This is a genomic window from Paenibacillus brevis, assembly GCF_018919145.1.
Taxonomy (GTDB): domain Bacteria; phylum Bacillota; class Bacilli; order Paenibacillales; family Paenibacillaceae; genus Fontibacillus; species Fontibacillus brevis.
Genome location: NZ_JAHLQJ010000008.1, coordinates 22,025 through 46,046, shown reverse-complemented (window position 1 = coordinate 46,046; position 24,022 = coordinate 22,025). Strand labels below are relative to the sequence as shown.

The window sequence follows — 24,022 nt, the reverse complement described above, 5'->3', positions numbered from 1 at the left end:
AAGTATTGGCTAGTTCATGTTGTCCAGCGCTTCTTGTACGTCTGCGGCTAATTTCTCCGGTGTGGTATGATCCATCATCAAGGCTTGCAGCCCATTTTGCAGGACATCCACCACTTGAGTCGGAATCAAGCTGTCGAATACCGGGGAAGTACCGTTTCCGGTCAGAGCAAGCATTTCCTTCAGATAAGGACTGGCATCCTCCGGAATTTCAACTTTGGCCGGCACAACGACGCCGTTGCGGATCAGTTCCTTATATAAATCTTCGTTGACGAAAAATTTCAGGAATTCTTCGGCTGCCTGTTTCTTCTTCTCATCCAAGCCGCTCTTGATCGCGATGCCGTATTGCAAGACGCCGGCGCTCTTCTTCGGATCACCCTTCCCGCCCTCTACGCTTGGGAACAGAGCAATGCCGAATTTATCGCCTTCTTCATTATTGATGCGCACACGACCATCTACCGTGGCCGAGGAAATATGCATGGCTGCTTTGCCTTGGATGAAATAATCCTGGCCTTGAACGGAGTCCATGTTGTTGGCATCCGTGTTGAAGGCATCCAGCTTCGACAGCTCATCGATAACTCCCAGCGCCTTGACGAACTCAGGATCAGTGAATTTGGCCTTGCCTTCCAGAACGGCCGGCAAGAAATCGCTTCCCGTAAAACGGTCGCCGATAATAGAAATGTAAGAGGATTGCAGCGGCCATTGCTCTTTATTGCCCAGCGAAATCGGGGTAATTCCCGCCGCTTTCAGCTTGGTTACCGCATCGATGAATTGATCATAGGTTTCAGGGAACTGATCGTAGCCTACTTGCGCGAACATCTCTTTGTTGTAATAAATAATGTCAACGAAATTCTGCTTCGTCGGAATCGCATATTGCTGTCCGTCTACGTTAAATCCGCTCAAAGCCGTTTCCGGTAAAATCGAAGTCCAATTTTCCATCATGTGGTTGATCGGCTCAACAAGGCTGCCGGCTACAAGCGGAGCCAAATCAGCTCCCGGCCAAACGACGTTGATGTCGGACAAATTATTGGCCGCCGCCAGTGTGCGAAGCTTGGTCTTGTACTGTGCGGACGGAACCCCATCCTGCTTGATCACGATATTCGGATGCTGCTTCTCAAATTCGGCGATCCGCGCCTTATACACGTCGTTATCCACGTTAGGCGAAGTCCAAGGATGCATCATGTTCAAGGTAATTGTTTCTTCCTCACCCGAACCTCCGGTCTTGCTGTTGCTCGCCGCCTTGTTATTGCCGCAAGCCGCGGTGAACAAGGTCAGTACTGCGATCAAACCTATCAATACTGCTTTTTTAGTGCTGTTTCTTTTACTCATAATCAACCCTCTTCTCATATGATTTGGAATCGCTCCACCACCATAACAGATGATGTTCTTTTATATATCTCTACCTGTTATATTATCTATTATAAAAGCGTAGGCGATTCGACTATATCCCATGAAATTTCGATTATATCCGAAATATATCAATTATTTTGTCTTAATCGCTTATATTTGAAATTTCAATGTTAACTATCATTACATGAAAATTGAAATTGTTTCTTGCTCACGCCTCCTTTTATTTCATTTCCTTTCAGTAAGCGTTTGCAAGATTCTTTCTATAGATGACCGCTCAAAGCGGTCATCTATAGAAAGACATTGAACTGGCGCTCCGCAAGCAAATGAATCTGACTAAGCTTGCGAATCTTTCAGAATATGATCGACCAATTCCTCTACCGGTACGGTTGCCAGCGCAATCGCCGTATCCGTTACGCCGTAGTAAATGTACAGCAGGCCGTCCTTCACCACATTCCCTGTCGGGAATACCACGTTTGGAATCTGGTAGCCGAATTTCTCGTAATACGTCTCCGGCTCCATGATGAAGTTATGTGTCCGCGCGATTACTTTCTCCGGATTCTCCAAATCCAGCAGCAGCGCCCCTACCCGGTAGACCACTTCATCATCCACCCCGTGATACAAGACCAACCAGCCCCGGTCCGTCTTTACCGGCGGCGTCGAGCCGCCGATCTTCCGCGATTCCCAGGCCATATTCTCCGCCTTGGCCAGCAGCTTCGGCTCTTCCCAGTGGATCAGGTCTTCCGAATATGTGATCCACATAGCGGCCTTCTCCGTTCCGTATTCCTCGCCGATATATTCTTCAGGACGGCGCAGCAGCACAAACTTCCCGTTAATCTTCTCCGGGAACAGAATGTTGTCCCGGTCGTTGATATCCAGCGGCGTCGTATCCGCAACGAATTCCCAATCGATCAGATTCTTGGAGGACAGGATCGACGAACGCGTCAGCCAGTGTCCTTCTTCTTCTCCCCAACCGTCCGGATACTCCGGAATCGAACGCTCCGGAACTCCCCGCCCGGTCGGATAATAGCTCATCGCACAAGGCCGCAGCGCATAGTTCAGATAATACGTATCCTCAATCTTGACGATACGGGGATCCTGTACGCTTCCGTACGGGAAGCCCAGCATGTCCGGCGTTACGATCGGCTCGTCCTTCACATGCGTGAAATGTACCCCATCCTCGCTCTCCAGCAGGCCCAGATAATTCTTGCATGGCGTCAACGATCCCGCCGTTCGCTCAATCATATAGAACTTATCGTTATCCAGGATCACCGCCGGGTTAAATACCGTGACCATTCTCCACTCATATCCACCGGGTACCACGATCGGATTCTCCGGATGTCTTGTGATTTTCATCTATTATGCCTCCTCATGTAAGCCCTTTATTTCTTCTTTAATGTTATTATAGCCTTGGTCTCCGGGATGAAATATCCCATGAAGTTTAGAAAACATCTGAATATTGCCGATGTTTTTGTACCGCCTCGCCCAGCACACTCTATTATGGACACGGCGCTATAATTTTAGTAAGCACGAAAAAGCTCCCCTTACAGCAACAGGTTTTTTATTTCACCTGTCTGCCGATGGGGAGCATATCACTTTTGGGTCAGCCTCTTCTGTGTTCAATGCACTTCATCTATAACTTGCCTGCCCAAGCCGCTCCATTGCGTACCAGCTTGGCATATTCCGCATGCTCGAACGAGGGCCGGTGATGCCCAGGCATCAGATAGACCATCCGTCCCAGCCCGTACCGCCTTGTCCACGCCGCCGGCCAATCCTGTCCGTCATGCACGTAGGTCAGCAATACTTCATGATCGCTTAGCCCATCGAGCTCAAACCGGTAAGGCTCCTCGTCCATAACGAACGGCTCGATGCCCGATAATACCGGATGCTCCTTGGCGCTTGGACGAAACAGCAGTTCGGTATACTCCGGATGCCCCGTGAACCGCCCTCCTGCCAGCTGTGCAAGCTCCTGTCTTGCTTGCAGCGATATTCCGTTATGCAGGATGAGCAGGCCTCCTCCGCCCGCCGCATAGCGGAGCAGGCCTGCGGTCTCCTCTGAAGTCAGCGGCGACTCCCACCGGTCCGCATAAGAAATGCATAACCGATATGGATTCAGCTCTTGCGAAGCCAATAGCTCATATCGATCCGATGACGCGATCTCCCAGTCCGCGCCAAGTATTGCCAGCAGCGTCTCCTCCACCGCACCGAGCGGATGATAAGGCGCATTCTCGTAATCTCCTAACAAAAGCGCCTTCGGCTTGACGGTTGTCATTGCTGCTCACCCCTCTCCCAAACGGCAACTACCATGGCAGCGGCTTGCCGTGAATGTCGATATATTCCGGTTCCTTGCGTATTTCCCCGCCACGGCCGACCCGCTCCAGGATCAGTCGAATAATCTTGGCCGCTGACTCTTCCGGCAACAGCTCAGCCTGGGAATCCAAAGTGTCTCGCATATAGGTCTGCATCCAGCCCGGGTGGATGAGCAGTACTTCCGCGCCGCTCTCTTTCAGGGCAGCATGCACAACGTTTGACTCCATATTCAGCGCCGCTTTGGACATGGTGTAAGCGAACCAGCTGCTCCTCCAGTTCTGTCCGATGCTGCCTGCTTCAGATGAAATATTCACAATGAATTTCCCTTCGCTCTGCAAAATGAGCGGAAGCAGGAACTGTATCATCCTGAGCGGACCGAGCGAGTTCACATTAAACACCCGAAGCATCTCGTCATAGTCCAACTCATCGTAAATCGTCGACTCGGTGTCACCGAGGATACCCGCATTGTTGATCAGCAGATCCAAACGCTCCGTCCGCGACGCAATTACGGCGGCGGCAGCCCTGACGCTGTCCGTACTCCCGATATCCAGCGCCACAATTTTCAGGCGTTCTCCGTACTGCCCGGCAAGCGTGCCCAGTCCGTCTTCCTCCGGGCGGAACTGTCCGGCGAATACGGTGGCGCCCTCCTCAAGCAGCCCTTTAACGAGCGCTAATCCCAGTCCATGATCGGCCCCGGTTACCATCGCTGTATGAATCTTCATTCACGGTCACTCCCCTTCGAGAATTGAACCCAATGATCATATATGTAAGAACGCATGACATACGTCTCCCATGCGCTCCCAGCCGGACGCTAGGCCTCGTAATTCACAACGTAACTCTGCAATTCGGTATGATAATAACCCACACTATATTCAATCAATTTTCCAAATTCATCCCGCGAGGTTCTGGAGCGCCGCAGTACAGGCGTATTGATCTCCAGTCCCAGTGCTGAAGCGGCCTCAGCCGGAACCTGAACCGCTCCGAATTCATCCTGAAGCTGATCCAAGGACAGCCCCTGCTCCTCCAGCAGTTCATATAACGATTGCTCGCTTAGATCCTTGAGCTCCAATCCCTCCAGGAGCGGAGTCATGTAATGAATATAGTAGATAAAGGGCTGCCCGTTGAGCAAATACATACGCACCAGACGAAGGCATTGGGAGCCAAACTCCGCGGTCAGCTTTTGCTTCTCCTTCGCACTCAAAAGGCCTCCCTGCTCTGCATTAGCTCCATCGGCTTCCAGCGTAATCAGCTCCACGGCAAGCCAGCGCTTCTGAATCCGATGCCCTGATTCCACTAGAATTTCCGTGAAATGCTTCCACTTGGACAGCTTGGAGGCAGCCTTGTTGCGGATGACACGGGTGCCTCGGCCGCTGCCCTTTTCCAGATAGCCTTCCTGGACTAGCTCCTGAATGGCTCCACGAACCGTAATTTTGCTGACACCGAATTCCCGTTCCAACAGCGGTTCAGAAGGAATGGTACTGCCCAATGCATACTCTCCATGGAGAATACGCTCCCTGATGATCTGTTTGATTTGTAAATATAACGGCCTTTCCTTTCGGGACAAGCTCACGTGTAATTCACTACCTTTCCGCATCTTCCTGTTCGGGCAGCCTTTAATAACCTATCGTTCTACGTCTCCGGCAGTACTTTGCATCGCCTTGAATACGTCCTGCTCCGAGGACATCGGCGTATCACCGCTCACCGTGTGAGCCAACAGAGCCGCAGCTGCTGCAAAGTTGACGGTCTTCTCCGGCTCATAACCCGAGAGTTCTCCGTGCAGAATCCCGCTTGCATAAGCGTCGCCTGCTCCTATCCGGTCATGGACAGAAAAGGTCAGCTTCTCCGAGAACGTGAATGCACCCTTCTTCAGCATAAACCCTTGCAAGGAATGACGATTATCTCCGTGAATATGACGGTGTGTTCCCGCAATGACCTTGATCCGATAATCAGCAGCCACCTGCGGAAGCAATTCGTATAGTTGATCAATACGCTCCTCAGCCGCTGTTTTCCTGCCAAGTGTGAGCATAACATCCTTCTCGTTCATGAATACGATGTCAGAAAGTTCAAGCATTTGCTCATACAATGGCTTGGCCTTCACATATCCCTCGGCTCCCCACAATGATGGACGATAGTTGCAATCAAACACTACGAGACCGCCATGCTGCTTTACGGCCCGGGCCAAAGCAAGCATATGCTCCCGCACCTGATCGTTCATAGCAAGCGTAATCCCGCAGAAATGAATCGCATCGATCCCGGAAGCAATCTGCTCCAGATCATAGGTCCCTTTCGGAGCCGTGTTGAAGCTGCTCTCCTGGCGGTTGCTGTAAGTTACCCGGCTTGGACGCATACCGAACCCGTTTTCCAGAAAATAAAGACCCAAATAGCTGCCGCCTCTATTAATATAATCGCTTCTGATCCCGAGTCGGTGCAAACTGGACAATGCTGCATCGCCAAGCGGATTACCCGGCAACCGTGACACAAGATAACCTGTATGGCCGAAGCGCGACAGCGCCGAGGCTACATTAACGCCCGTACCGGAGAAAGAATAATTCAGCGTGTTGCTCTGAGATAGCAGATCAAACCCCGGCACCTGGAGACGCATCATGACTTCCCCAAATGCAGCAATGGTCTTAGGCATAGGTTTGCGCCAGCCTTTTCACGATATCAAGCAAGGTACGCACGTCTTCCGGTCTGGTATTCCCGGAGTCGGAATCAATAATTGAAGAATATACATGTGGAATAACCTTCTCTACCCCTGCTTCAAGCGCGATCTTTACAATCGGCTCAAAGTTGTCCAGATCAATCCCGCCAGTCGGCTCCAAAGCCAACCCTTCCTCAGCGCAAGCCTTGGCGACCTCACGGTATTCGTCTTCACAAGCCAAACCCTTCATCGGATAATACTTCAAGGCATTCCCGCCCATATCCTTGACGAGTGCAATTGCTGCCTTTACAGGAACGATGGCATGATCTCCGTTCGCCGCGCTTATCGGTCCTGTGGAGATATTAACGTAACCAACTTTGCCTGTCGGAGACACCAAGCTGTTGATCCAGCTGTCCCGCGCTCCAAGGTTAGCCCGTGTCGCCCCCACAGCCGGGAATACCTGATTAATATGGCTGCCCGGATAATGCTTCGCAATTTCCGCCACGACGGCTGCCTGCCGGTTATCGCCAGCACCCAAGCCGATGGATACTGCATCCTCAATCGCCTCTCCGTATTGCCGCATTGCAACGACCGCTTCCTCTACCGTCGGATATGCTTTGGACAACACTCCGACCAGTACGTGGCCCTCTGCTGCTTCAAACACCTCTTTGGCATTGGCAATATCCTTCGCGAGCACATTCAATGCAATCCTTCCCTGGTAAAAACGCTTGTCGATTCCCGCCATCTTATTTTCCTCCCATTAACTGTTGAATTTGAGCTACGATAACATCCATATCATCGCCGAGCAACGGACGCGGATCAATGTCAAAGAATCCTTGCCGCACCCCGTAATCGCGTGTATACACCGCTATATCGCCTTGCTGCAATGCTTCTGCCAATTGCTTGGCATTCATCGGGGCTGCGCCGGGATCAATATGTATGCGCCCCCGGAATATGGCTCTCCCCGCTTCATCCTGAACAATACTTACTTTCACTCCAGGCAATTTGCCAAGTGGCAGCAGCGCTTCCAACGCAGCGCGTTCTTGCTCGCTTTTGTCCACTTTATTCATATATTCATCCAATGCCTGCAAAAGGCCGAAGCTTGTCTCCTTGCCTACCTTCATACTGCGTCCAATGGCATGAAGCTGCACCTTGAGCCACTCAATATACTGGCGTTTCCCTGCAACAATACCTGAAGTTGGCCCTTCAATCGCTTTAGAGCCGCTATAGATCGCCAGATCCGAGCAGGTTACATACTTCTTCACATCCTCTTCAGCCGCCGCATCTACAATAAGCGGTACGCCTTGCTCTTTAGCAATGGCCCATGCCTCTTCAACCGAGATCATGTTTTTCTGTACGGCATGATGGGATTTCACATATAGAATCGCTGCTGTACGCTCATTGACCGCATCCCGGATATGCTCTGCTTTTCCTTCATTGGCATAACCAACCTCAATCAGGCAGCCTCCGCCGAGGTAAACCATTGTCTCCACAGGAGCTCCATATTGGACATTATGTCCCTTAAGAATAATGATCTCATTGCGAGCAATCGGTTCCTGATGCAACCGTTCGCTAAGCCGCCGGTTCCCTTGCGTCACTAATGCCGCCACGGAAAGGGCAATCCCGCTAGACGCGGAGTTAACGATTACAGCCGCTTCCGATCCGATGATGCTCGCGATGTAATCTCCCGCCTTATTGGTCAAGTCCGCAATCTCCACATAGCTCTGACCGCCTTGCTTCATGGCCTCCATCACCGTATCTGTCGGTGCGGATACGCCCAGTATGCTCATCCGGCCGCTGGCATTGATTACCCGTTTAAGCCCGTATTTTGCTTGCAATGTATTCCCCATTTGCCACAACTCCCTCCGCTCGAATAAATTGGTCTGCAACTCGCTCTTCTCCCTCAGAATCAAGGAGTACAGCCTGCTCCCGCACCACGCTGAACAAAGTCAGGTTCGCTTCATCCCCTACTTGAATTCTCCCCAGCTCCGGTCTTCCAAGCCAGGCGGCTGCACGCACTGTAACGGCATCAATGATTTGCTCTAGCGAGTAGCCAAGCAGCAAAAACTTGGATAGCACACTTGCCATGTTATATACCGGTCCGTTAAGCCGGTTCCCCCGGTAAATATCAGTACTAATCGTATCCGGAGCAATGCCATGCCTTCTGGCAGCCTCAGCGACTTTGAACGAGAAGCTTGCCGTACCATGCCCGACATCCAGATGGACACCCCGTTTTATGGCATCAGCAAGCACCCCAAGCGGATTTCCATCCTCATCAAACAAATTATTCCGTTTTCCATTCAGATAGTGCGTCACAATATCCTTGCGCTTCAAAAAAGGGAGTACCTCCCGTATATCAGGCGGTCCGGAACCAATATGAACCATAAGCGGCAAGCCTGTCTCATCCGACAGCTCCCGGGCTGCTTTCAACGGTTCGAGGCCTTGATCCAGTACCACACTGCGGCTGATCCGTGCCTTGAGTCCAACGATATCCGACCGATGCCGCTCAATTGCCAGTCGCAGCTTCTCCCGGTCAATCCATTCCATAAGCGACAATTCATCCAGCCTCGATAATCCAATCCGTGAAATGTTCAGAAAAGCCAGCAGCCGCGTCTTTGCTTCCTTGCCATCGGCCATTAGCTCCTTAATCCGGTCGGCTCCACAGCTCCCGGCATCCACCACGGTCGTCACGCCTTGGTGAACACCAATCTCATCGATATCATCACCGTAAGGATCAAACGCCGAAAAAGCATGAACATGCATATCGATCCATCCACTGGATACGTAAAGCCCGCGACAGTCTATTGTTTGCATATCACTGCCGAATGCCGCTTGTTCCGTTTCTGTAATCGCTGCGATCCGCCCATCCTTAATTATAATATCGCTGATCCCGGATTTCCCCATGATCTGAATTCCGCTCAGAACGTAGGACTTATCCATTCTCTCACCGCCTCAAAGAAACGTTATAATGTTCGGTTTTACTTTATCACGATATGTAGCGTATGTAAATATAACGTTATAATGTTTAATGCAAAAAACAACTATATAGGTTTAACTAAAATGCTACGTAGTTAAGGCATAAGAGTGAAGTGTGCTGAAGTAAAAGCTTTCTGAAAGAAAGCTACTTCGTGAGCATATGCTCGGAGCGTTCGCCTTTGTGAGTGAATTTCTACCCCTTGATGGCTTAGTTCAATAAGAGAAATCCATGAACAATAGCGATCGTAAGAACACTTCGCACGTTGCCTCCAACGTACATCATTAATTCAACCTATATAAGATTCACATGAGAACGTTTGAAACAGGGGATTCTGACTTAAGAGAATAACAAAGGAGTTGATCAGCATGTATAAGCAAGGAGAGAAATTCCGAAGTTGGGGAAAGGGCGTACTGTGGATCAGCGCGTTTGCACTGTTACTAGGAGCCGGCTATGTGGTGTATATCTTATTCTCGGTATTTTGGGAAAAATGAAGAGCGGCCCGCGGCCGCCAAAAGTTAAAGCTGAAAGTTAAAATAGTCTAAACAAAAGTATAATAGCCGCGATGATCCCTGTCAGGATAAGCAGATTGGAAACTTGTCTCCAAAGGCCGGGTGCGCCTTCGCGATGGAGCTTGGCAGCATTGACATCATAATTAGCCTTTGCACCGTATGGATCAGCAGAATCAGCAAAAGGTTGGTGCTGTTGATCTAACATAAGCTGGGCTCATCTCCTTCCGAATTCCCAATTCATGCAGAACTGGGATATTAAATCAATTATACTTTAAAGCTATAGAAGTTGGAATAAGGACTTGTACGCTGGGGGCAACGTGTGAAGTGTTCTTACGATCGCCGTTGTTCACGGATCTCTCTGAATAAACGAAGCATTATAAGGTAGAAATCCACTCTCAAAGGCGGACGCTAACAAACTTATGCTCCCGAAGCAGCTTTCCTCCAGAGAGCCTTCACTACAGAACAGAACACTTCACACTTATGCCTTTTGTGCGCAGCTGCAATATTTCAACTGATAAAGCTATATAAAATCTATTCAAAACGCTCTTCCTCCGTTTGAATAAAGCCTATTTGAATGTACTGGACTTCGCTTAGCAATAAGCCTTCTCCTACTCGGATTTGTTGCTGCCATCCGTGTATGCCTCCGCCAGCATATAGACGACGCATGCACCCACAGCGCTAATGATACCCGTCACCTTCACTGTTGTATCGTCTGAAGCTCCAGCAGCAGCAAGCACCGAGGTCCCCACCGCAACCACCATGGCCCAGAATTTTCGTGAAGACAGCTTCCGTTTCCAATCGATCTTCATCATGATCCCTCCTCTCTTCTGTAACTAGGACTTCTGTGTCTTGGGCTCAAGCAGGCCTAGATTATATAGCATCTGTAGAGCGACCAATTCAGGCACTCCCTTATCTGCGGAGGTTGTGATTGCACCCGACTGCTTGCCCGCAATGACAGCAGGCTCCGCCCACTTAGGGAGCGGTTCTGTGCCATACATGTTCAGTCTTCGCTCCAAGTCGGCAATTCGGGATTCCAGCAACCTGTTGTTATCCGTTTCCTTGCTTGCTGAAGGCTCTGTATGGATCTGGCAGAAACGCTGCAATTCTTTTACCGTACCGCTGAATTCATTCAGGTCCACATTTCCCGTAATGCCGGGGATCGATCCTGTATCGCTGTATTGCCAGAAGCTCCAAGTGTTCCATCCGGGGACGTCATAAGGGGCCTGATTACTGTACCTTGCTACCCACAGCGGATATCTGCCAAGCCCGGCATCGAATTGCCCGGCAAAGCTGTTGCCGGTATAGATGATCGGCATTCTGCCGGTAAGCCGTTCAATTTCAACCAAAAAACTCTTGGCAATCTCATTGATGGCCTGCTTGCTCAACCGCCCCGGATTACTCTCATAATCCATCACCGGCGGCAAATCAAACTCCACACCTGCAGTTAACAGAGCTGCATAGAAATGCTGAGCTTCCTGTCTTGCTGCACTCGGTGTGGTTGCGTCAAGAAAATGATAGGGCCCTATCAGCAGCCCCGCTGCCTTGGCGCCAGCAGCATTTATTTTGAAATTAGGGTCGACCCGGGATGTCCCCTGACTCGCCTTCATAAACACAAAGCTTTTGCCCGAAGAGCAAACCTTATCCCAATCAATGGTGCCTTGCCAGTGGGAGACATCAATACCTTGTGCATGATTACCGCTGCGATTCTGCATTTCTCTCACTCCTAATATAAAATATTCGATTTGATAGACATTGCTTGTACTTATGTCCCTGCCAGATTAATGGCTGCAAAAATAGCCGTGACCAGTGCCCCGCCCACAGCTACGATTACCGCACCGTAAAAGGTTCGCTTGAACCAGTTCTGCTCATCCTCGGCCTGATCCAGCCGATGAAGCGCAGCCTCCGCCTTGCGTCTCGCATCATCGGCTACATCCTTCACCTGCCCAAGCACATCCAACCGCTGATGCGCAGAGGCCGCCGCCTGATGCGCATCCCGCGCCGTCTCCTTGACCGCCTCCAGCGTCGCCGTCATCATCGGCACCGTCTCGAGCGTCTTTTCAATGCGGGCAAGTTGGATTTGTATTTCTACCAGAAGCTTCGGCTCCTGATCCGTTGCCTCACTCATGCCTATTCACCTCCAATCAGATGGGGAGTGAAATTGCGGTGGGAAAGAGAAAGAGAAAGCCCCCGATGGGTCGGGGGCAATAAAAAAACGACATCTCCTCAAATCATGCTTTTCGATCAATGATAACCGATAGTCAAGATCGATTAGGTAATCTGTGTTTCCAAGAATTTGACCTTCCAAAGGTTCTAGATTTTGGGGAGGTTCCATCCGGGTTCTTGAAAGCCTAATCCAATACATCCTTTCATTTCCGTTTTAATTACATAATAGGGACAATGTATGAAGGTTTGTCTCCGTAGACTCTTGGCACTGTGTAATTAATACTGTTACCAGCTATCCAGAGTTCAATCGTATCCCCAGCGTTAAAGGATAGATCTTCTGTGTATTCTTGGTATGGCCCGTCTTGTCTATCACTTGAAAACGAACGTAGCACCCCGTAAGGAGTGCCATTTTTATATATTCTGCCTGAAGCATAACCGCCGCTATAAAACGGCCTCATGGTAAATCTGATTCTATATGTTCCGGTTTTACCTACTGTTATTGATCTAACTTTCGTAAGTGGGCCGCTAGTGGCAGATTGGATCGTATCCAATCGCTGATAAAAAAGCAAGTTCTCTCCCGGACCCATTACTTGTTCAGCGTCGTATATTGCAGTTACTTTGCCGTTTCCATTGTGATACCCCGCAGGGATTGTATATGATCCATTTTGTACCATGATTGTGTTTGTAATAGCCCCCTGATTTGGCATTGTTCCAGCGACTATACCATTCTCTGTGCCAATTGTATTAGGTGCTAATACATGTTCGACGGTTGCAGTTCCATACTCACCCCCTTCACCCTGTAAGATAAAAGCCGTGCCGTTATAGCGTATTGTATAGATACTATTAGCCTTTAAATTGCCACTCGTCATCGCAAATCCGTTGGATTTAAGTACAGCCTTTGCCCCCATCCCATTTACGTTAATCGTCACTGCCCCTGTATTCTGGACGCTGTTTTTAAAGGAAATCGCCAAGCCCTCTGAATATGCTGTAGGGACTGGAGCAGGCAACACTACAACCTTTGCAGTGGCTGTCCCGGTATCCACGGCATATCTCACCCCTTGCATCGTAACATCTGCCAACTGCGCACTGACCGTTCCCACTGCCTTCTCCGACGCCGCCACATTGCTTCGTGTCCCGTTCGTCGCATCGGAAAGCGGAATTTCAATGTCCGCGATTTCCTCTTTAACCTGCCCGACCGCCGCGTCAATCTTGTCCCAGTTCTCATTCAACATCGTTTCGATATTGAACGTATCATTTCCATCTGTAGCCGGATTTTTCTTTAATAAATCCAGATTAGGCGTATGATTAGCCAAGCGAACCACCTCCTGCAAAAATATTCAATTCCACCTGTTCCAACTCGTTCAGCGTCATGACTCCATCGATATCCCGAATCAGCAAATAATTAAATTCATACTCCATCGCCATATGCGCCGGCTTGATGTCTTCCAATACGGCTTTCAAATCATCCAGATTCGGTGGAACACCGACGGTATCCACAAATTTGACCGTAAAGCTCCACCATTCCGGCTGAAAAGAAACATCCACCGCGCCGCCGTGATAGGACTCGGCAACCTGTTTCACAAGACGCCCCGTAAATTTCCCTGCGCCTCGCAGCTTCGATTCCACCATAGATCGACGTTGCTCAAGAGGCTTACTTTCTTCCACGGAAATCCCAAGCTCTTCTTCCCAATGCCGCAATCCCCAAGTTGCTGTTCGCACAAAAAATTGATCCAGCGTCTCATTCAACGCCTGATAGAGAGCATCCAGTTCTACGCCCTTCGCATGCATGTCCGCCTGAATCACTCTGGAGTGCTCATAATAACCCGGGAGATAGGACAACATTTCAAGCCCCTGCTGACTAACGGTTGCCAGCTTATTCATACGCGTTCACCATCCCCGGTACTGCCACTTGTCCCATTTCTACCGATATCACAAGCTCATCAGAGTCATTCAGTCTCAAATCTGTATAATCAACGATGCCTGGTAAGTCCAGCAACACAGCAGCCACTCTCGTCATTCGAACAGGTGAATCCGTAAAAGCAAGCCCCTGCAAATAGGCCGTCAGCCCCTCCGTAATCTGCTCCTTTACTTCTATTAAAGAAGCTCCGCCTGCCAGTGCCAGCTTCACCGAAAGATTTATCGGCAATTCCTCTGCAGCCATAACCGTCACCACGGCTCCAGCGGGCGCAGCCCCTTCGCCCTGTCCATCCTGTGTCGGATCCAGAACTTGCTGAACCGCGGTCACAAGCTCCTCGTTTGCGGCTCGCTTTTCCGTATCCAACAAATAAATGCCTACTGTTCCCGGACCTTGCCATAATGGCTGTACCTGTGCAGCCCCTACCCCCGGCACCTCTCCGGCCCATTTCATATAATGAGCTTTATTCGCACTTGTGCCCTGATTACGGACATGAGCATAGTAGCGCTCCAGTAATAGTTCATCAGTTTCAATATCTGCTCCGCCCCGAATAGGATCCAGGTTTGTCACTGTGCTAACACCTTGCACCCGCTCACCCAATACCGAAACAACTTTCTCCGGTACGTTTCCTTGTCGTCCAGCCAGTACCGCCTGAATGGAGACTTCACCGCTGCCATCCGCTCCCAAAGTAACAGCTTGCTTCGTTATATACTCAATGGAGGTTTCTGAGGTCACTTCATCGGCAGGTGTCGCAACAACCGTTCCGGCCGGAACAAGTGTCCCCGGCACCCCAGAGAACTTTACGCTCCCTGTAGCCTGCACGGCGTCCCGTCTTGTCAAGCCATGCTCGGATACACGCAAATCCAGATAAGTACCGAAGGTACTCCCGGCAAAGCCTCGCTGCAGCACCTGCTGTGCCCATCCCGCCGCCTCCGCCAACACAAATGCAACCGGAGCTTGCGCGTCCCAAATAAAAGAGCCCTCCGATTTATCGATATCCGAAGGCACTCGTTCCAGCATTCGCTGCATAATATTCTCTTCCGTCTGTTCCTGCAAAAAAGCCGGCATTTCAGCCATCAACCCACACTCCCTTCCAGCCTTAACACTTCATCGTGAACATTCGTAACCTGACAATTGAAGCTGCACTCCGCTCCCTGCCAGGAAAAATAAAAACCGTCCACATCCGCCGTACGCGGATCTAACAGCAAAGCTTCGCTCACCATTCGCTGAATTTCGCTCTCCAGGACGGCTCGGCTGTAGCCTTTTCCAATCAACTCATCCAGTTCCTGTCCATAGATCCGGGAATAGATTAGATGGCGGTAACGCGGAGTACGAATGGCTTTCTGACACCATACAACCCAGGCATCCGTACCGCTGGAAGAAGCTATTTTACGTGTAGGGGTCAAGATAAACTCCCCTTGTTCAAAATCAAACCTCCAGCTTCTGCCGAACAAAATCTCTGAACTCCCATTCTCCGCTTCAATTCCTTCATTCCTGGAATCATTCATGCTCTCGGGAAATAACGAATCAGCCACTTCTGCCCACCACCTTACAGATCACCAGTGCTTCATGGCCGCCTTCTAGCGGAGTGACCAGCACACGATCTCCCGGTTTATATTGCACGAGAAAGGAGACTTCTTCCGTCTCCGATGGCTCAAAGACAAACTGTCCCTGTCCCCGTAGCCTGCTGCCAGCGTCCTCCTCCAGCAGATCGGTACGGCCTGCGAACTCAAGCTGCGGCATGCAAAGCCGCCCCGGAAATTCGGCAGTCATATAATCATTGATCTCATGCTTAAAACGGTCCAGCTTCAGGCCTGACGAAGTGATTGTCCCCAGTTCTAAAGCGACCCCGCTGAGTCCCTCCTGTAGTTGATCCCGGGAGTTGTTCCTAAGAGCAACAACGAGGGCTGTATAGGGATCGATACTCATAGATAATACCTCCTTTTTACATCCTCAAAGGTGGCCAGCTCCAGGCTCATCCTTCCCGGATCACCAAGCTGGTGGGTTACAGATACCGCGATCAGCGCCATTCCATTCAGAATTACTTTATCCCCAGCCCGCAAGGTATTCAGATCAGGGCAAGTTACACTATAGGTTGTGCCGACTCCTCTAAGCTTCGACTGTGCCAACCTTTTTGCAGCACTTGCTGTCTTCACATCATCTTCCTGCACAATGATCTGAAGAACACCGTATTCCGCAGTTTGTCCATCAGCGATAGCAAGAACCTTGGCAGGAGCTTCCCCGCTACTGCTCTCTGTTCCAAGCACCTTTACGCGAGTTGCCGCTTCCTCCAGGGTTCGATTCTGGGTAATCTCTTCGATCGCCTCTAATTTCCAGACGGGCTCATTCCCTGCAATTTTCACCAAGCTCAATCCTGCAGCAGTCATCCGAGGAACATATAATTCTCCGCCCCCCTTGGTTGTCTCCTTCAGATCAGCTTGAATCATGCTGTAAATCGTTTGCGGGCGGTACATCGCCCTTTTCAAGCTGATTTTCGTATCCGGAACTTCTGCCAGCTTGATCCCCCAATTTGAAGCATGCTTACGCAGACGTTGTGCAGCCGTGGTGTTAGCTGCAAATAAACATTCATCCTCCGATTTGGCCAAATAAATAGTTCGGTCATACACGGTGATGGATATATGCTTGGCTGTGCTGGCCATACTGCTCGTTTCCCACACTACACCCGGATTCAGTAACGGAGCCTTTGATCCAACGCTTCCATATGGAATACCGCTGATTCGAATTTCGTCACCTGGCGCGATCACCGGGAAGTCTGGAGTAACTACCAGATTGATCGTAGCCATATATGCGATTTGATCGAGTGAATCGACCAGGCTTATATTTTCTACCAGTGAGCTTAAGTCATATTTGTTCTGTAAAATAACGCTGTAGCTCATGAAGGCAACACCAGCTTCTGGCCTGGCTTTATCTTGTTGGGATCGCTGCCGATTGTCCCTTTATTCAGACTATAAATTTGCTGCCATTCCGCGCTGCTCCCCAGCTCTAGCTTGGCGACCTTGGACAAGGAGTCTCCTGATTTTACGGTATAGGTCTTGGCCTTCGGCTTGGTATCGGTACGTGAGCTATCTGCAGATGAAGCACCAGAGCCAGCAGAGTTAAGGGTATGCACCTTCATGTCTCGCCACGTACGTGCAGTCACATCATAATAAACATCTCCAGGCTCGCCGCCGCGAAATGTGGAATGATGCGCAGACAGCATGACCAATACATTCACAGCTGTATCTGTAATAATTAAACGAACCGGTTTTTTATCGTTCATCATGCGGGTAAGCCGGTTCATCGCTTCCTGCGGATCGGGCAGATTGCTGTAGTTACAATATCCGGAATCATAAGCCACCGGAAAAAAAGAAGAGAAGGTGATTTCCTTCACCCTCTCTCCAGCTGGAAGATCAAATTCTCCCAGGGACAATATCGACATGGTCTCTAGCGCCTTATCGCGACTAATCCTAATCTCCTCGGGATTAACCGGAAGATGGAAATCAACACCATTCCCATCTACAAAATGGATTTCCATGGTTCCTCCCTCCTTTTATTGAACATTTTGCATCGCAAGCCGGACCTCATTAGCAATCATTCGGGCTGAGACGTTAGCGACCAGATCATAATTGATCTCTTCCCTTTGAACCGTCAAGTTTACAGTTCCCGGGGAGAGATTAACCTGAACAGAAGTCTCAGATTTTTGCGGAACAGCATTGTTATTAAATGAGAAACCGCCATTCTTCGTTGCTTCATTCTGATTTGAAGAGTAATATGGTTTCCACCACTCAAGATCAAAGGGATTAACAAGATCAAGTGGTCTTGGAATGCCGATATCGGGTTTAATATCAATTTTGGGAGTAGAGTATAGCCCAAGCGGCTTTTCTTTCAGCATCTCCTCTGCATGATAATCTGGATACCAGCCGCCTAATCGCTCACCAGCATATTTTGATTTTTTCCTTTCTTCGTCGGACATCATAGAAGTATCATAAAACCAACCCGCAATCTCTTCTCCTCCATATCCACCTAATACCGCAGCTGGGACTCCGACAAGTGGACCACCTATCATGGTGCCGAGAGCACCCAATAAATTAGATCCAATCACATTCCCCCAAGCTTCATAATAGGGCTTACCTGGTTCAGCAGCTAGAATTGTAACTAAGTCGATAATGAACCCGGTTTTCAATAAACCTAAAGCCTTCTTTGCTGATGGAGGTATGTTTAAGCCACTAACATATCCTGCGAGTTTGTTGTCTAGAATATCTGTTGATATCTTTTCGCCGCCTTCAAGAACATTGTCCACTGCAAACTGTCGAATCCACTCTGCGGTCCCAGAATAATCCTTGAACGAGCCACCACTTCCAGAGAATGTTCTCATAGGTTCACTACCTATTCCTCTACCATCAAACAAATGAATTGAAAGCATTTCCCCCACTGCTTGCAAAAAAGCATTGCGAAATTGTTCTCCGGCAATCCTGCCTGCTTCCTCAAACACCGTTTCATTCTTAGGCACAAGCAGGCTTTCGAATGGAGAAATTGGCAGCAGAATAGATTGGTTCGGATCTCCGTTGATTCCCAATGAGTTCATCATACTCTCGCGAATTCCATTGCCCAGGCTTTCACCCAGCTTTGTTGACATTTGCACGAGTCTTTGCTGTCCTTCACCATCTATCCAGCGAAAAAACGTATCCCCAACCACCTCATCCCACTTCACCCCCTCAACCGATAATCGCCATGGATTAGCGGTCAAGCTCAGCATCGACGCGCGAATCTGTTCGACACCCGCGGTTACCTGATCGATTAAAGTGACGGTTGGGTAGACCCTCGTTCGGTTCAACCGCATCAGACTGCGCTCGATCCGATCCAGGGCCATGGTTGCCCGACGCTCCAGCAGAATGAATGGCACTACACTTATCCTGCCGAGTGCGGCGGCGCGGCGTTGGGTTTGTTCGAGCAGCTTGTCCAGTCTTCCCATGGCCTCCTCAGCCAGCTCAATGGCCGAAATGTCCACTTCAATTTTAAGTTGCTTCTCTTCATTGCTTGCCATGTTCCACCTCCCTATTGCACAAGATCAGCCTGCATAAGCAGGGAGAGAGCAGCTTTTAAGCTTTCAACTCAAGCTCTCTCTCCGCAAAGGCTCGAAGCAGCAGGCGTTCCCCTTTGGGCAGCGACCAAAATACTCCGGGACGCAAGCTGTGCCGTGTCCACAAATGATACAGCAATGCCGTTACGCCGCCGGAGTTGATCAGTTTTTTACATCATCGATATCGACGCCAAAGCCGGATATTTCCAGGACCTTATCGCCAACCGCGTCCAGTTCTCCGGCAAGCAGCAGCCGGCGTACAGCCTCTTCTCCCCCGGAAAGCTTCAGTCGGCTTACGAGACGGGTATCATCCCAACCGCTCAGCAGGGCCACCTTCTCGCCTTCGCTCAGCTTCTTAACAACCTCCAGCTTCGAGGTTGCTTCCTTAATCAATGCGGCATTGAATAGCTCGCTGTCCACCTTTTCCGACGTCTGTCCCTTCGTGGTCTTGCGAATCGTGCAGCGTTCACGGATCAAGTCTACTTTACTGGAGGTCAGCCCTTGCAGTGTGACCCGCAGACCAAGACGCCCAATAAAAACGGCCTCTTCCGGCAGATTCGTCGCCGTCTCGAAGAGACCGTCCAATATATCCTGTTCACTCCATGTTTCCTTGCTCATTCTATTCATCCTCCCTGACAAATCTAAGATACATTCATTGCTTTCGTTCCTTAACTCCAATTAAGGCCCAGTGACAGGGTCAAGCAGCTCATACGATTCGAAGGTGAACGGCGTCTCCTCCGTAACCTCCTCGCCTGCGGTCCAATTGGCCAGCTGGATTTTATCCGCCAGACAGCCGTTCAGTTGGATGCGTTCAAAGCCATAGGCCTCCGGATCATCCAGCTTATGAATAATCGAGAATTTTTGAAAGCCCCGAGAGATCATATCCGAAGTTACTTTGTACCCGCTCATCGTACCGGTTCCCTTTTTGCGTCCCAGCTTAAATACGGTATACTCTGTACCAACCAGATTCATCTCCCGCTTGTCCATTTCCACACTGGCCTCAAGATGATTCAGATTAGATTGCCATACCCCGTCGATAAAAATCTGGCCGAATGTCCCCATCATAATGCGGCTCGGATCAATATATTGTGACATGCTTAATTCCTCCTTGAAAGTTTATTGTTAGTGAAATTTACTGCACATAGAAGGTCCCGAAAATTTGTTCCATGACATCAGTGTCGTCCGCTGTCCATACCAAATACACCTGGTCATCTTCAGGTTCAAATTGCGAAGCTGTGCCGTAAAATCTTGGATCCAGCGCTACGTCGTAGCCGGTAGATTCAATGATATTTTCCAGCGCCAATGCCTGCAAATATTGCTTGCCTGCACTAATCAGCGCCAATCTTCCTTCCTCGGTGTTGTTCACCTTACCAATATAGTTATCCTCGGCTGTCCGCTGAAGATCAGCGTTAATCTGGTCAATCACCCGGATCTTGCGAATTTTCTTCCAGCCTTTGTTCTGGTCCTCACGCAAAGTGACCAAGCTGTTCACCCCGCGAAGCACCTTAACGCGTCTACCATCATGAACCAGCAAAAGAACACCGCCCTGCACCCCAGCTTCCTGCTCGGAACGCGTCCAGCGACGGGTCACATCTTCAAATGGCGATACTGCGTAAGTAGCTGATTCCTTCAAAGATTGCCCGGCAATCAAGCCTGCTACCCACGCCGCAACCTGTGCAGAGGAATAGCTTCGGCCGTTCAGCTTAGCTCCGCTGCCCACATGGATGACTCCTTCGTAATCAATGGAAGCACTCCGTTGAACAGCCTGTTCAACCGCATTGTCGGCTGTATCCGAAGCTGTGCTTCCTCCAAGTGCAAGCAGAATCCCCTTCCCTTCCTCGCGGACCCGCTTGAGCCATGCTACTAGGCTTGTATGCAGGGCAGGATCACTCACACCATCGAGCGTTAGCACATGAAAATCCCTTGTCTCAAATTGAAGCGTCGCAGCCATATAATCAGCATGGGTAATGCCGGAAATTCCGCTCAAACCGCCGGAGAAAATCTCGCCTGTGACGTCATCAACGACTCCATCCGCCAGCTTTTCAGCAACAATCCACTTATTGCCGGCATCCTGATTGATCGCCTTCACCGCTTGCTCGGCTTCTCCATCTCCCAATGAAATCGTCCGAAGCAGCGTGCCTCCTTCATACAGCTTCAACTCCTTGATGCCTGTCATCAGGGAATTCGGTTGAATCGATACGGTAAAACGATTGCCGCGTTCTCCCGGATATTTGGCGGAGAGCCGTACACTGTCTACAGGCAAAGTCTCTTTATTCTTCAAAGCAAGCTGAGCTGGAGCAGCTGTGCTGTCAGCCATCCGATAAGCAAGCAGCTTGTTCGGCCCTCCAAGCAATGCCAGATACAGCGTGGTAAATGCTGTTGCTCCTCCAGTCTCGTCCTCCGTAAACAGCTCCCGAATTGCCGTTTCACTGGTAACCTCTACAAACTCCCCGACGGGGCCCCAGTGCGCTTTGACCGGTGCGACAACAACTCCCCGAGCTCCCGGCTGAATTGCTGCTCCCGCTGCACCTACAAAATTCATATACAAACCGGGAAGTACCGGTTGATTCGTTAAACTCCAAGTTCCTCCTGCCATTAGTTGCACCTTCCTTATCTATTCGTTTTTCGTTACATGGTGAACCTCTCTCATAAGCGGAGCAGCTGCTTCCGGAGAAGCCGCAGGCTCATTTCTTGTCAGGGTTACACTCAGTACGCCCGGATCTGATAAAGCGTACCCGTCATTAGCGGATGCCGGATTCACCCGGACATCGCTCACCGCCGCATATTTTCTGATCGCTGGATCCAGAGCCAACTTGGCCGTAGAGGCCAGATGCTCGCTCAGCTTCAACAAACAATAGCCCTCTTCTTCCTTGTCCTCTGCCAAAATAAAGGCGTCAAACCGCTTCGCGCATCGGTAACCGGCTCGTCCAATCGGAGTCAAGCTCATCTCTGAGGCGCGCCACAGTATACATGGGCTCTCAGGCTTGATCGGCCAGTCGCTTCCATACACCTTCCAATGTTCACCAAGAAGATCAGCGCTCCACTTCATCAGCGGCTCCAGCCAAGGGTCGCGGGTCCCTTTCCCTGCTTCACCTAATGGTCTGGGGGAAATGGCTGCCAACGATAAGGTTCTGATTCGTACAGAAAGTTCGCTGTCGATTTTGTCTTCCATTGAGGCCTCCTGAATCAGGGTCATCCAGACCCCCTGCCCGGACTGAAGCAGCGCCTGATCCAGAACCAAAGCTGCCTTGTCCGTGATTTGATCCAGTTCCTGCTCCTCTGCCGCAGAGCGCTTAACCCAAAGCTCAAGCGTACTCTCTTCCCGCCAGCCCTTCCAATTGCTTGATGAGGGAGGCTTTCGGATAATGACCGCTATGGGTCCTTCCACAAGCGAATCCAGCGGAAACGCCCCAATAAATATCTGCTCAATTTCAGGAACGCTTCCCAGCAACCTGTCCCGAATATGCAATAAAGATGAATCAGTTATAACCGTTCACCTCCTCTACTTGCGGTGATTCCCTTACAGCAATACATCTTGGCAGGCTGCAAAATTGACTGCTCCCCTCGAAGCGCCCCCAGACGCAGCCTTTGCAGGATGCAGGCTGGCTCCAATCGGGTTCACTCTGCCAAAAGCGCCTTTCCTCTGGCGGATTCTTGTTATTTCTTCTCACTGCTCCTCGCGCTCCCTCCATAAAGAAAGACCGCTGATAGTTCAGCGGCCCTTCCTTTGATCCGGGTAATCGGTATATGAAGCTGGGTGTCCATCCGACTTCCACAATATCAATTTAACACGAAGAAAATGCCCTGCATGGACAAGTCTGGGACAATCGAAGGTCAAAAATAGGAACATACGTTCCCGCTTAGAACGAAAAACGTACATCTGGCTAAAATAAAAAAACCGGCATATGAGCCGGTCAGGACAATCAATCTCTGGGTAGAATCTGCCTCTATTCTTGGTCTGTCTCTATTCTTGATTTGCCTTTATTCCTTCTCTTCATCCTTCAGATAGACCTCCAGATTCATAGCCACCGCAAGCAGCTTAATCGCCTCGGCCTTAATTCTGCGATACGTCCGGTCACTGATCCCCATTTCTCCGCAGCTGATGAAGTCATACTCTCCTTCGGGATCAAAGTAGCTCCGTTCAATCACCTCCCGCTGCATCTTGTTGAGCGACTCCAAGGCTTTATCCAGAAGCTCGGACTTCTTCCGCAACTCCATTTCCCGATCCGCATTCCCCACAGCAGCCTGCTCGGCAGGCCGACCCACAGCATAGGTGGCTCCATGGAATCTTGGCTCATAGCTGAATGTTAAAGCGGCTTCTCTTCGAATCAGTCCGAATTGACGGAACTGACGGATTTCTTCGAGACGTTCCTCTACCGCGGCCCGGGTAGCAGGGATATCAATCGGCAATCCATGGAAAACCATGGTCATATGGTAGCTGCGTTTTCTGCTCATCGCTAACCCTCCTGATTATCGTTCATCGATCTAGTTACCATTTTGGTAATAAAAAATTACCGTATTGGTATTTTTCTTCATTCTATGTTACCATTTTGGTAATGTCAACTCCTGATTAACCTAAAATAAGGAAAATACATTTACCAATTTGGTAATCCAGTGATATAATCATCTAAATTAGAAATGAGGAGATTGTATGACCAATCTGGGGGAACGCATTAAGCTGAGAAGAGAACAACTGAATACGACACAGAAGGAACTGGCAGCCAAGGCCGCCCTGACCATAGTTCAGCTTTCCCGATACGAGACGGGGGACCGCAAGCCCGATCCCGAAGCGTTAAGAGCCATTGCCGACGCGCTGGATACAAGTGCGGATTATTTACTGGGGCGAACTGAAGAACCCTTAAACGCGGCAAACAAGGCCGAAATGAATCTGTCTTTTTACGGAGGTCCGGACGGCTACACGGCTGATGAAATTGCGATGATGGAGGCAGCGCTCAAAGCCTATCGCGAGCAAAAGAAAAAAATCCTGGCCCAAGACCAGGAACAAAATTAGAGGAATTCACGTCTATATGTCGAATACTTATTTTTAAGGCAATAAGAAGTGATGCCTGAAAGGCCCTTTCGA

At 50.0% G+C, this 24,022-nt stretch carries 28 protein-coding genes; 2 read left to right on the top strand and 26 right to left on the bottom strand.

Annotation, left to right across the window (positions count from 1 at the left end; genetic code table 11):
- Window positions 1–9: 9 nt before the first annotated feature.
- The 9 genes from KQJ23_RS10735 to KQJ23_RS10695 form a co-directional block, all read right to left on the bottom strand.
- On the bottom strand, window positions 10–1,326 hold the full coding sequence (locus KQJ23_RS10735) for an extracellular solute-binding protein (protein WP_216478882.1): 1,317 nt from the start codon (window positions 1,324–1,326) through the stop codon (window positions 10–12).
- A 354-nt stretch (window positions 1,327–1,680) separates the two neighbouring features.
- The gene (locus KQJ23_RS10730) at window positions 1,681–2,700 is read right to left on the bottom strand and encodes a glycoside hydrolase family 130 protein (RefSeq protein ID WP_216478881.1); all 1,020 of its coding nucleotides are present in this window, start codon (window positions 2,698–2,700) and stop codon (window positions 1,681–1,683) included.
- 277 nt (window positions 2,701–2,977) lie between these two features.
- Window positions 2,978–3,616 (bottom strand): ThuA domain-containing protein, encoded by a 639-nt coding sequence (locus KQJ23_RS10725; RefSeq protein WP_216478880.1) that lies wholly within the window; start codon window positions 3,614–3,616, stop codon window positions 2,978–2,980.
- 28 nt (window positions 3,617–3,644) lie between these two features.
- Window positions 3,645–4,376, bottom strand: a complete 732-nt coding sequence (locus KQJ23_RS10720) for an SDR family oxidoreductase (protein WP_216478879.1) — start codon at window positions 4,374–4,376, stop codon at window positions 3,645–3,647.
- A gap of 89 nt (window positions 4,377–4,465) precedes the next feature.
- The gene (locus KQJ23_RS10715; protein ID WP_216478878.1) at window positions 4,466–5,224 is read right to left on the bottom strand and encodes a GntR family transcriptional regulator; all 759 of its coding nucleotides are present in this window, start codon (window positions 5,222–5,224) and stop codon (window positions 4,466–4,468) included.
- A 51-nt stretch (window positions 5,225–5,275) separates the two neighbouring features.
- Window positions 5,276–6,292: a sugar kinase gene (locus KQJ23_RS10710; protein ID WP_216478877.1), complete on the bottom strand. Its 1,017-nt coding sequence runs from the start codon at window positions 6,290–6,292 to the stop codon at window positions 5,276–5,278.
- Window positions 6,285–7,040 carry a 2-dehydro-3-deoxy-phosphogluconate aldolase gene (dagF, locus tag KQJ23_RS10705; protein WP_216478876.1) on the bottom strand — a complete coding sequence of 252 codons (756 nt, stop codon included), beginning with the start codon at window positions 7,038–7,040 and terminating at the stop codon, window positions 6,285–6,287. The genes KQJ23_RS10710 and dagF overlap by 8 nt, the downstream gene beginning before the upstream one ends.
- A gap of 1 nt (window position 7,041) precedes the next feature.
- Window positions 7,042–8,145 (bottom strand): DgaE family pyridoxal phosphate-dependent ammonia lyase, encoded by a 1,104-nt coding sequence (locus tag KQJ23_RS10700; protein WP_216478875.1) that lies wholly within the window; start codon window positions 8,143–8,145, stop codon window positions 7,042–7,044.
- On the bottom strand, window positions 8,111–9,235 hold the full coding sequence (locus KQJ23_RS10695) for an amidohydrolase/deacetylase family metallohydrolase (protein WP_216478874.1): 1,125 nt from the start codon (window positions 9,233–9,235) through the stop codon (window positions 8,111–8,113). Before KQJ23_RS10695 ends, KQJ23_RS10700 begins: the two co-directional genes overlap by 35 nt.
- Before the next feature lie 402 nt (window positions 9,236–9,637).
- On the opposite strand from KQJ23_RS10695, the gene KQJ23_RS23945 reads away from it, so the two are divergent.
- Window positions 9,638–9,763, top strand: a complete 126-nt coding sequence (locus KQJ23_RS23945) for a hypothetical protein (protein WP_283571177.1) — start codon at window positions 9,638–9,640, stop codon at window positions 9,761–9,763.
- A 37-nt stretch (window positions 9,764–9,800) separates the two neighbouring features.
- Here KQJ23_RS23945 and KQJ23_RS10690 read toward each other — a convergent pair whose 3' ends face one another.
- The 17 genes from KQJ23_RS10690 to KQJ23_RS10610 form a co-directional block, all read right to left on the bottom strand.
- The gene (locus KQJ23_RS10690; protein WP_216478873.1) at window positions 9,801–9,986 is read right to left on the bottom strand and encodes a hypothetical protein; all 186 of its coding nucleotides are present in this window, start codon (window positions 9,984–9,986) and stop codon (window positions 9,801–9,803) included.
- A gap of 403 nt (window positions 9,987–10,389) precedes the next feature.
- Window positions 10,390–10,590: a hypothetical protein gene (locus KQJ23_RS10685; protein ID WP_044479464.1), complete on the bottom strand. Its 201-nt coding sequence runs from the start codon at window positions 10,588–10,590 to the stop codon at window positions 10,390–10,392.
- A gap of 24 nt (window positions 10,591–10,614) precedes the next feature.
- A complete protein-coding gene (locus KQJ23_RS10680; RefSeq protein WP_216478872.1) occupies window positions 10,615–11,493 on the bottom strand; it encodes a glycoside hydrolase family 25 protein in 879 nt (292 codons plus the stop codon).
- 50 nt (window positions 11,494–11,543) lie between these two features.
- Window positions 11,544–11,906: a hemolysin XhlA family protein gene (locus KQJ23_RS10675; RefSeq protein ID WP_216478870.1), complete on the bottom strand. Its 363-nt coding sequence runs from the start codon at window positions 11,904–11,906 to the stop codon at window positions 11,544–11,546.
- 256 nt (window positions 11,907–12,162) lie between these two features.
- On the bottom strand, window positions 12,163–13,257 hold the full coding sequence (locus KQJ23_RS10670; RefSeq protein WP_216478868.1) for a hypothetical protein: 1,095 nt from the start codon (window positions 13,255–13,257) through the stop codon (window positions 12,163–12,165).
- On the bottom strand, window positions 13,250–13,825 hold the full coding sequence (locus KQJ23_RS10665; protein WP_216478867.1) for a YmfQ family protein: 576 nt from the start codon (window positions 13,823–13,825) through the stop codon (window positions 13,250–13,252). The genes KQJ23_RS10670 and KQJ23_RS10665 overlap by 8 nt, the downstream gene beginning before the upstream one ends.
- A complete protein-coding gene (locus tag KQJ23_RS10660; protein WP_216478865.1) occupies window positions 13,818–14,936 on the bottom strand; it encodes a baseplate J/gp47 family protein in 1,119 nt (372 codons plus the stop codon). The genes KQJ23_RS10665 and KQJ23_RS10660 overlap by 8 nt, the downstream gene beginning before the upstream one ends.
- Window positions 14,936–15,367, bottom strand: coding sequence for a DUF2634 domain-containing protein (locus KQJ23_RS10655; protein ID WP_216478998.1), 432 nt, complete (start codon window positions 15,365–15,367; stop codon window positions 14,936–14,938). The genes KQJ23_RS10660 and KQJ23_RS10655 overlap by 1 nt, the downstream gene beginning before the upstream one ends.
- A gap of 19 nt (window positions 15,368–15,386) precedes the next feature.
- Window positions 15,387–15,788 carry a hypothetical protein gene (locus tag KQJ23_RS10650; protein ID WP_216478864.1) on the bottom strand — a complete coding sequence of 134 codons (402 nt, stop codon included), beginning with the start codon at window positions 15,786–15,788 and terminating at the stop codon, window positions 15,387–15,389.
- Window positions 15,785–16,756, bottom strand: coding sequence for an XkdQ/YqbQ family protein (locus KQJ23_RS10645; RefSeq protein WP_216478862.1), 972 nt, complete (start codon window positions 16,754–16,756; stop codon window positions 15,785–15,787). Before KQJ23_RS10645 ends, KQJ23_RS10650 begins: the two co-directional genes overlap by 4 nt.
- Window positions 16,753–17,394, bottom strand: coding sequence for a LysM peptidoglycan-binding domain-containing protein (locus KQJ23_RS10640; protein WP_216478860.1), 642 nt, complete (start codon window positions 17,392–17,394; stop codon window positions 16,753–16,755). The genes KQJ23_RS10645 and KQJ23_RS10640 overlap by 4 nt, the downstream gene beginning before the upstream one ends.
- Window positions 17,395–17,409: 15 nt before the next feature.
- Window positions 17,410–18,903 (bottom strand): hypothetical protein, encoded by a 1,494-nt coding sequence (locus KQJ23_RS10635; RefSeq protein ID WP_216478859.1) that lies wholly within the window; start codon window positions 18,901–18,903, stop codon window positions 17,410–17,412.
- A 198-nt stretch (window positions 18,904–19,101) separates the two neighbouring features.
- A complete protein-coding gene (locus KQJ23_RS10630; RefSeq protein ID WP_216478858.1) occupies window positions 19,102–19,557 on the bottom strand; it encodes a phage tail assembly chaperone in 456 nt (151 codons plus the stop codon).
- Between the two features lie 60 nt (window positions 19,558–19,617).
- Window positions 19,618–20,034 (bottom strand): phage tail tube protein, encoded by a 417-nt coding sequence (locus tag KQJ23_RS10625; RefSeq protein WP_216478857.1) that lies wholly within the window; start codon window positions 20,032–20,034, stop codon window positions 19,618–19,620.
- 37 nt (window positions 20,035–20,071) lie between these two features.
- A complete protein-coding gene (locus KQJ23_RS10620; protein ID WP_216478855.1) occupies window positions 20,072–21,535 on the bottom strand; it encodes a phage tail sheath family protein in 1,464 nt (487 codons plus the stop codon).
- Between the two features lie 18 nt (window positions 21,536–21,553).
- Window positions 21,554–22,408: a hypothetical protein gene (locus KQJ23_RS10615; RefSeq protein WP_216478853.1), complete on the bottom strand. Its 855-nt coding sequence runs from the start codon at window positions 22,406–22,408 to the stop codon at window positions 21,554–21,556.
- 512 nt (window positions 22,409–22,920) lie between these two features.
- Window positions 22,921–23,394 (bottom strand): ArpU family phage packaging/lysis transcriptional regulator, encoded by a 474-nt coding sequence (locus tag KQJ23_RS10610; protein WP_216478852.1) that lies wholly within the window; start codon window positions 23,392–23,394, stop codon window positions 22,921–22,923.
- A gap of 196 nt (window positions 23,395–23,590) precedes the next feature.
- Between KQJ23_RS10610 and KQJ23_RS10605 the strand changes: the two genes are divergently transcribed.
- Window positions 23,591–23,950: a helix-turn-helix domain-containing protein gene (locus KQJ23_RS10605; protein WP_216478850.1), complete on the top strand. Its 360-nt coding sequence runs from the start codon at window positions 23,591–23,593 to the stop codon at window positions 23,948–23,950.
- The last annotated feature ends 72 nt before the right edge of the window (window positions 23,951–24,022 follow it).

What these genes read in the sequence shown, in the direction of transcription:
- KQJ23_RS10735 (WP_216478882.1), bottom strand. Translation starts at nt 1,326, where the DNA reads ATGAGTAAAAGAAACAGCACTAAAAAAGCAGTATTGATAGGTTTGATC.
- KQJ23_RS10730 (WP_216478881.1), bottom strand. Translation starts at nt 2,700, where the DNA reads ATGAAAATCACAAGACATCCGGAGAATCCGATCGTGGTACCCGGTGGA.
- KQJ23_RS10725 (WP_216478880.1), bottom strand. Translation starts at nt 3,616, where the DNA reads ATGACAACCGTCAAGCCGAAGGCGCTTTTGTTAGGAGATTACGAGAAT.
- KQJ23_RS10720 (WP_216478879.1), bottom strand. Translation starts at nt 4,376, where the DNA reads ATGAAGATTCATACAGCGATGGTAACCGGGGCCGATCATGGACTGGGA.
- KQJ23_RS10710 (WP_216478877.1), bottom strand. Translation starts at nt 6,292, where the DNA reads ATGCCTAAGACCATTGCTGCATTTGGGGAAGTCATGATGCGTCTCCAG.
- dagF (WP_216478876.1), bottom strand. Translation starts at nt 7,040, where the DNA reads ATGGCGGGAATCGACAAGCGTTTTTACCAGGGAAGGATTGCATTGAAT.
- KQJ23_RS10700 (WP_216478875.1), bottom strand. Translation starts at nt 8,145, where the DNA reads ATGGGGAATACATTGCAAGCAAAATACGGGCTTAAACGGGTAATCAAT.
- KQJ23_RS10695 (WP_216478874.1), bottom strand. Translation starts at nt 9,235, where the DNA reads ATGGATAAGTCCTACGTTCTGAGCGGAATTCAGATCATGGGGAAATCC.
- KQJ23_RS23945 (WP_283571177.1), top strand. Translation starts at nt 9,638, where the DNA reads ATGTATAAGCAAGGAGAGAAATTCCGAAGTTGGGGAAAGGGCGTACTG.
- KQJ23_RS10690 (WP_216478873.1), bottom strand. Translation starts at nt 9,986, where the DNA reads ATGTTAGATCAACAGCACCAACCTTTTGCTGATTCTGCTGATCCATAC.
- KQJ23_RS10685 (WP_044479464.1), bottom strand. Translation starts at nt 10,590, where the DNA reads ATGAAGATCGATTGGAAACGGAAGCTGTCTTCACGAAAATTCTGGGCC.
- KQJ23_RS10680 (WP_216478872.1), bottom strand. Translation starts at nt 11,493, where the DNA reads ATGCAGAATCGCAGCGGTAATCATGCACAAGGTATTGATGTCTCCCAC.
- KQJ23_RS10675 (WP_216478870.1), bottom strand. Translation starts at nt 11,906, where the DNA reads ATGAGTGAGGCAACGGATCAGGAGCCGAAGCTTCTGGTAGAAATACAA.
- KQJ23_RS10665 (WP_216478867.1), bottom strand. Translation starts at nt 13,825, where the DNA reads ATGAATAAGCTGGCAACCGTTAGTCAGCAGGGGCTTGAAATGTTGTCC.
- KQJ23_RS10660 (WP_216478865.1), bottom strand. Translation starts at nt 14,936, where the DNA reads ATGGCTGAAATGCCGGCTTTTTTGCAGGAACAGACGGAAGAGAATATT.
- KQJ23_RS10655 (WP_216478998.1), bottom strand. Translation starts at nt 15,367, where the DNA reads ATGAATGATTCCAGGAATGAAGGAATTGAAGCGGAGAATGGGAGTTCA.
- KQJ23_RS10650 (WP_216478864.1), bottom strand. Translation starts at nt 15,788, where the DNA reads ATGAGTATCGATCCCTATACAGCCCTCGTTGTTGCTCTTAGGAACAAC.
- KQJ23_RS10645 (WP_216478862.1), bottom strand. Translation starts at nt 16,756, where the DNA reads ATGAGCTACAGCGTTATTTTACAGAACAAATATGACTTAAGCTCACTG.
- KQJ23_RS10640 (WP_216478860.1), bottom strand. Translation starts at nt 17,394, where the DNA reads ATGGAAATCCATTTTGTAGATGGGAATGGTGTTGATTTCCATCTTCCG.
- KQJ23_RS10635 (WP_216478859.1), bottom strand. Translation starts at nt 18,903, where the DNA reads ATGGCAAGCAATGAAGAGAAGCAACTTAAAATTGAAGTGGACATTTCG.
- KQJ23_RS10630 (WP_216478858.1), bottom strand. Translation starts at nt 19,557, where the DNA reads ATGAGCAAGGAAACATGGAGTGAACAGGATATATTGGACGGTCTCTTC.
- KQJ23_RS10625 (WP_216478857.1), bottom strand. Translation starts at nt 20,034, where the DNA reads ATGTCACAATATATTGATCCGAGCCGCATTATGATGGGGACATTCGGC.
- KQJ23_RS10620 (WP_216478855.1), bottom strand. Translation starts at nt 21,535, where the DNA reads ATGGCAGGAGGAACTTGGAGTTTAACGAATCAACCGGTACTTCCCGGT.
- KQJ23_RS10610 (WP_216478852.1), bottom strand. Translation starts at nt 23,394, where the DNA reads ATGAGCAGAAAACGCAGCTACCATATGACCATGGTTTTCCATGGATTG.
- KQJ23_RS10605 (WP_216478850.1), top strand. Translation starts at nt 23,591, where the DNA reads ATGACCAATCTGGGGGAACGCATTAAGCTGAGAAGAGAACAACTGAAT.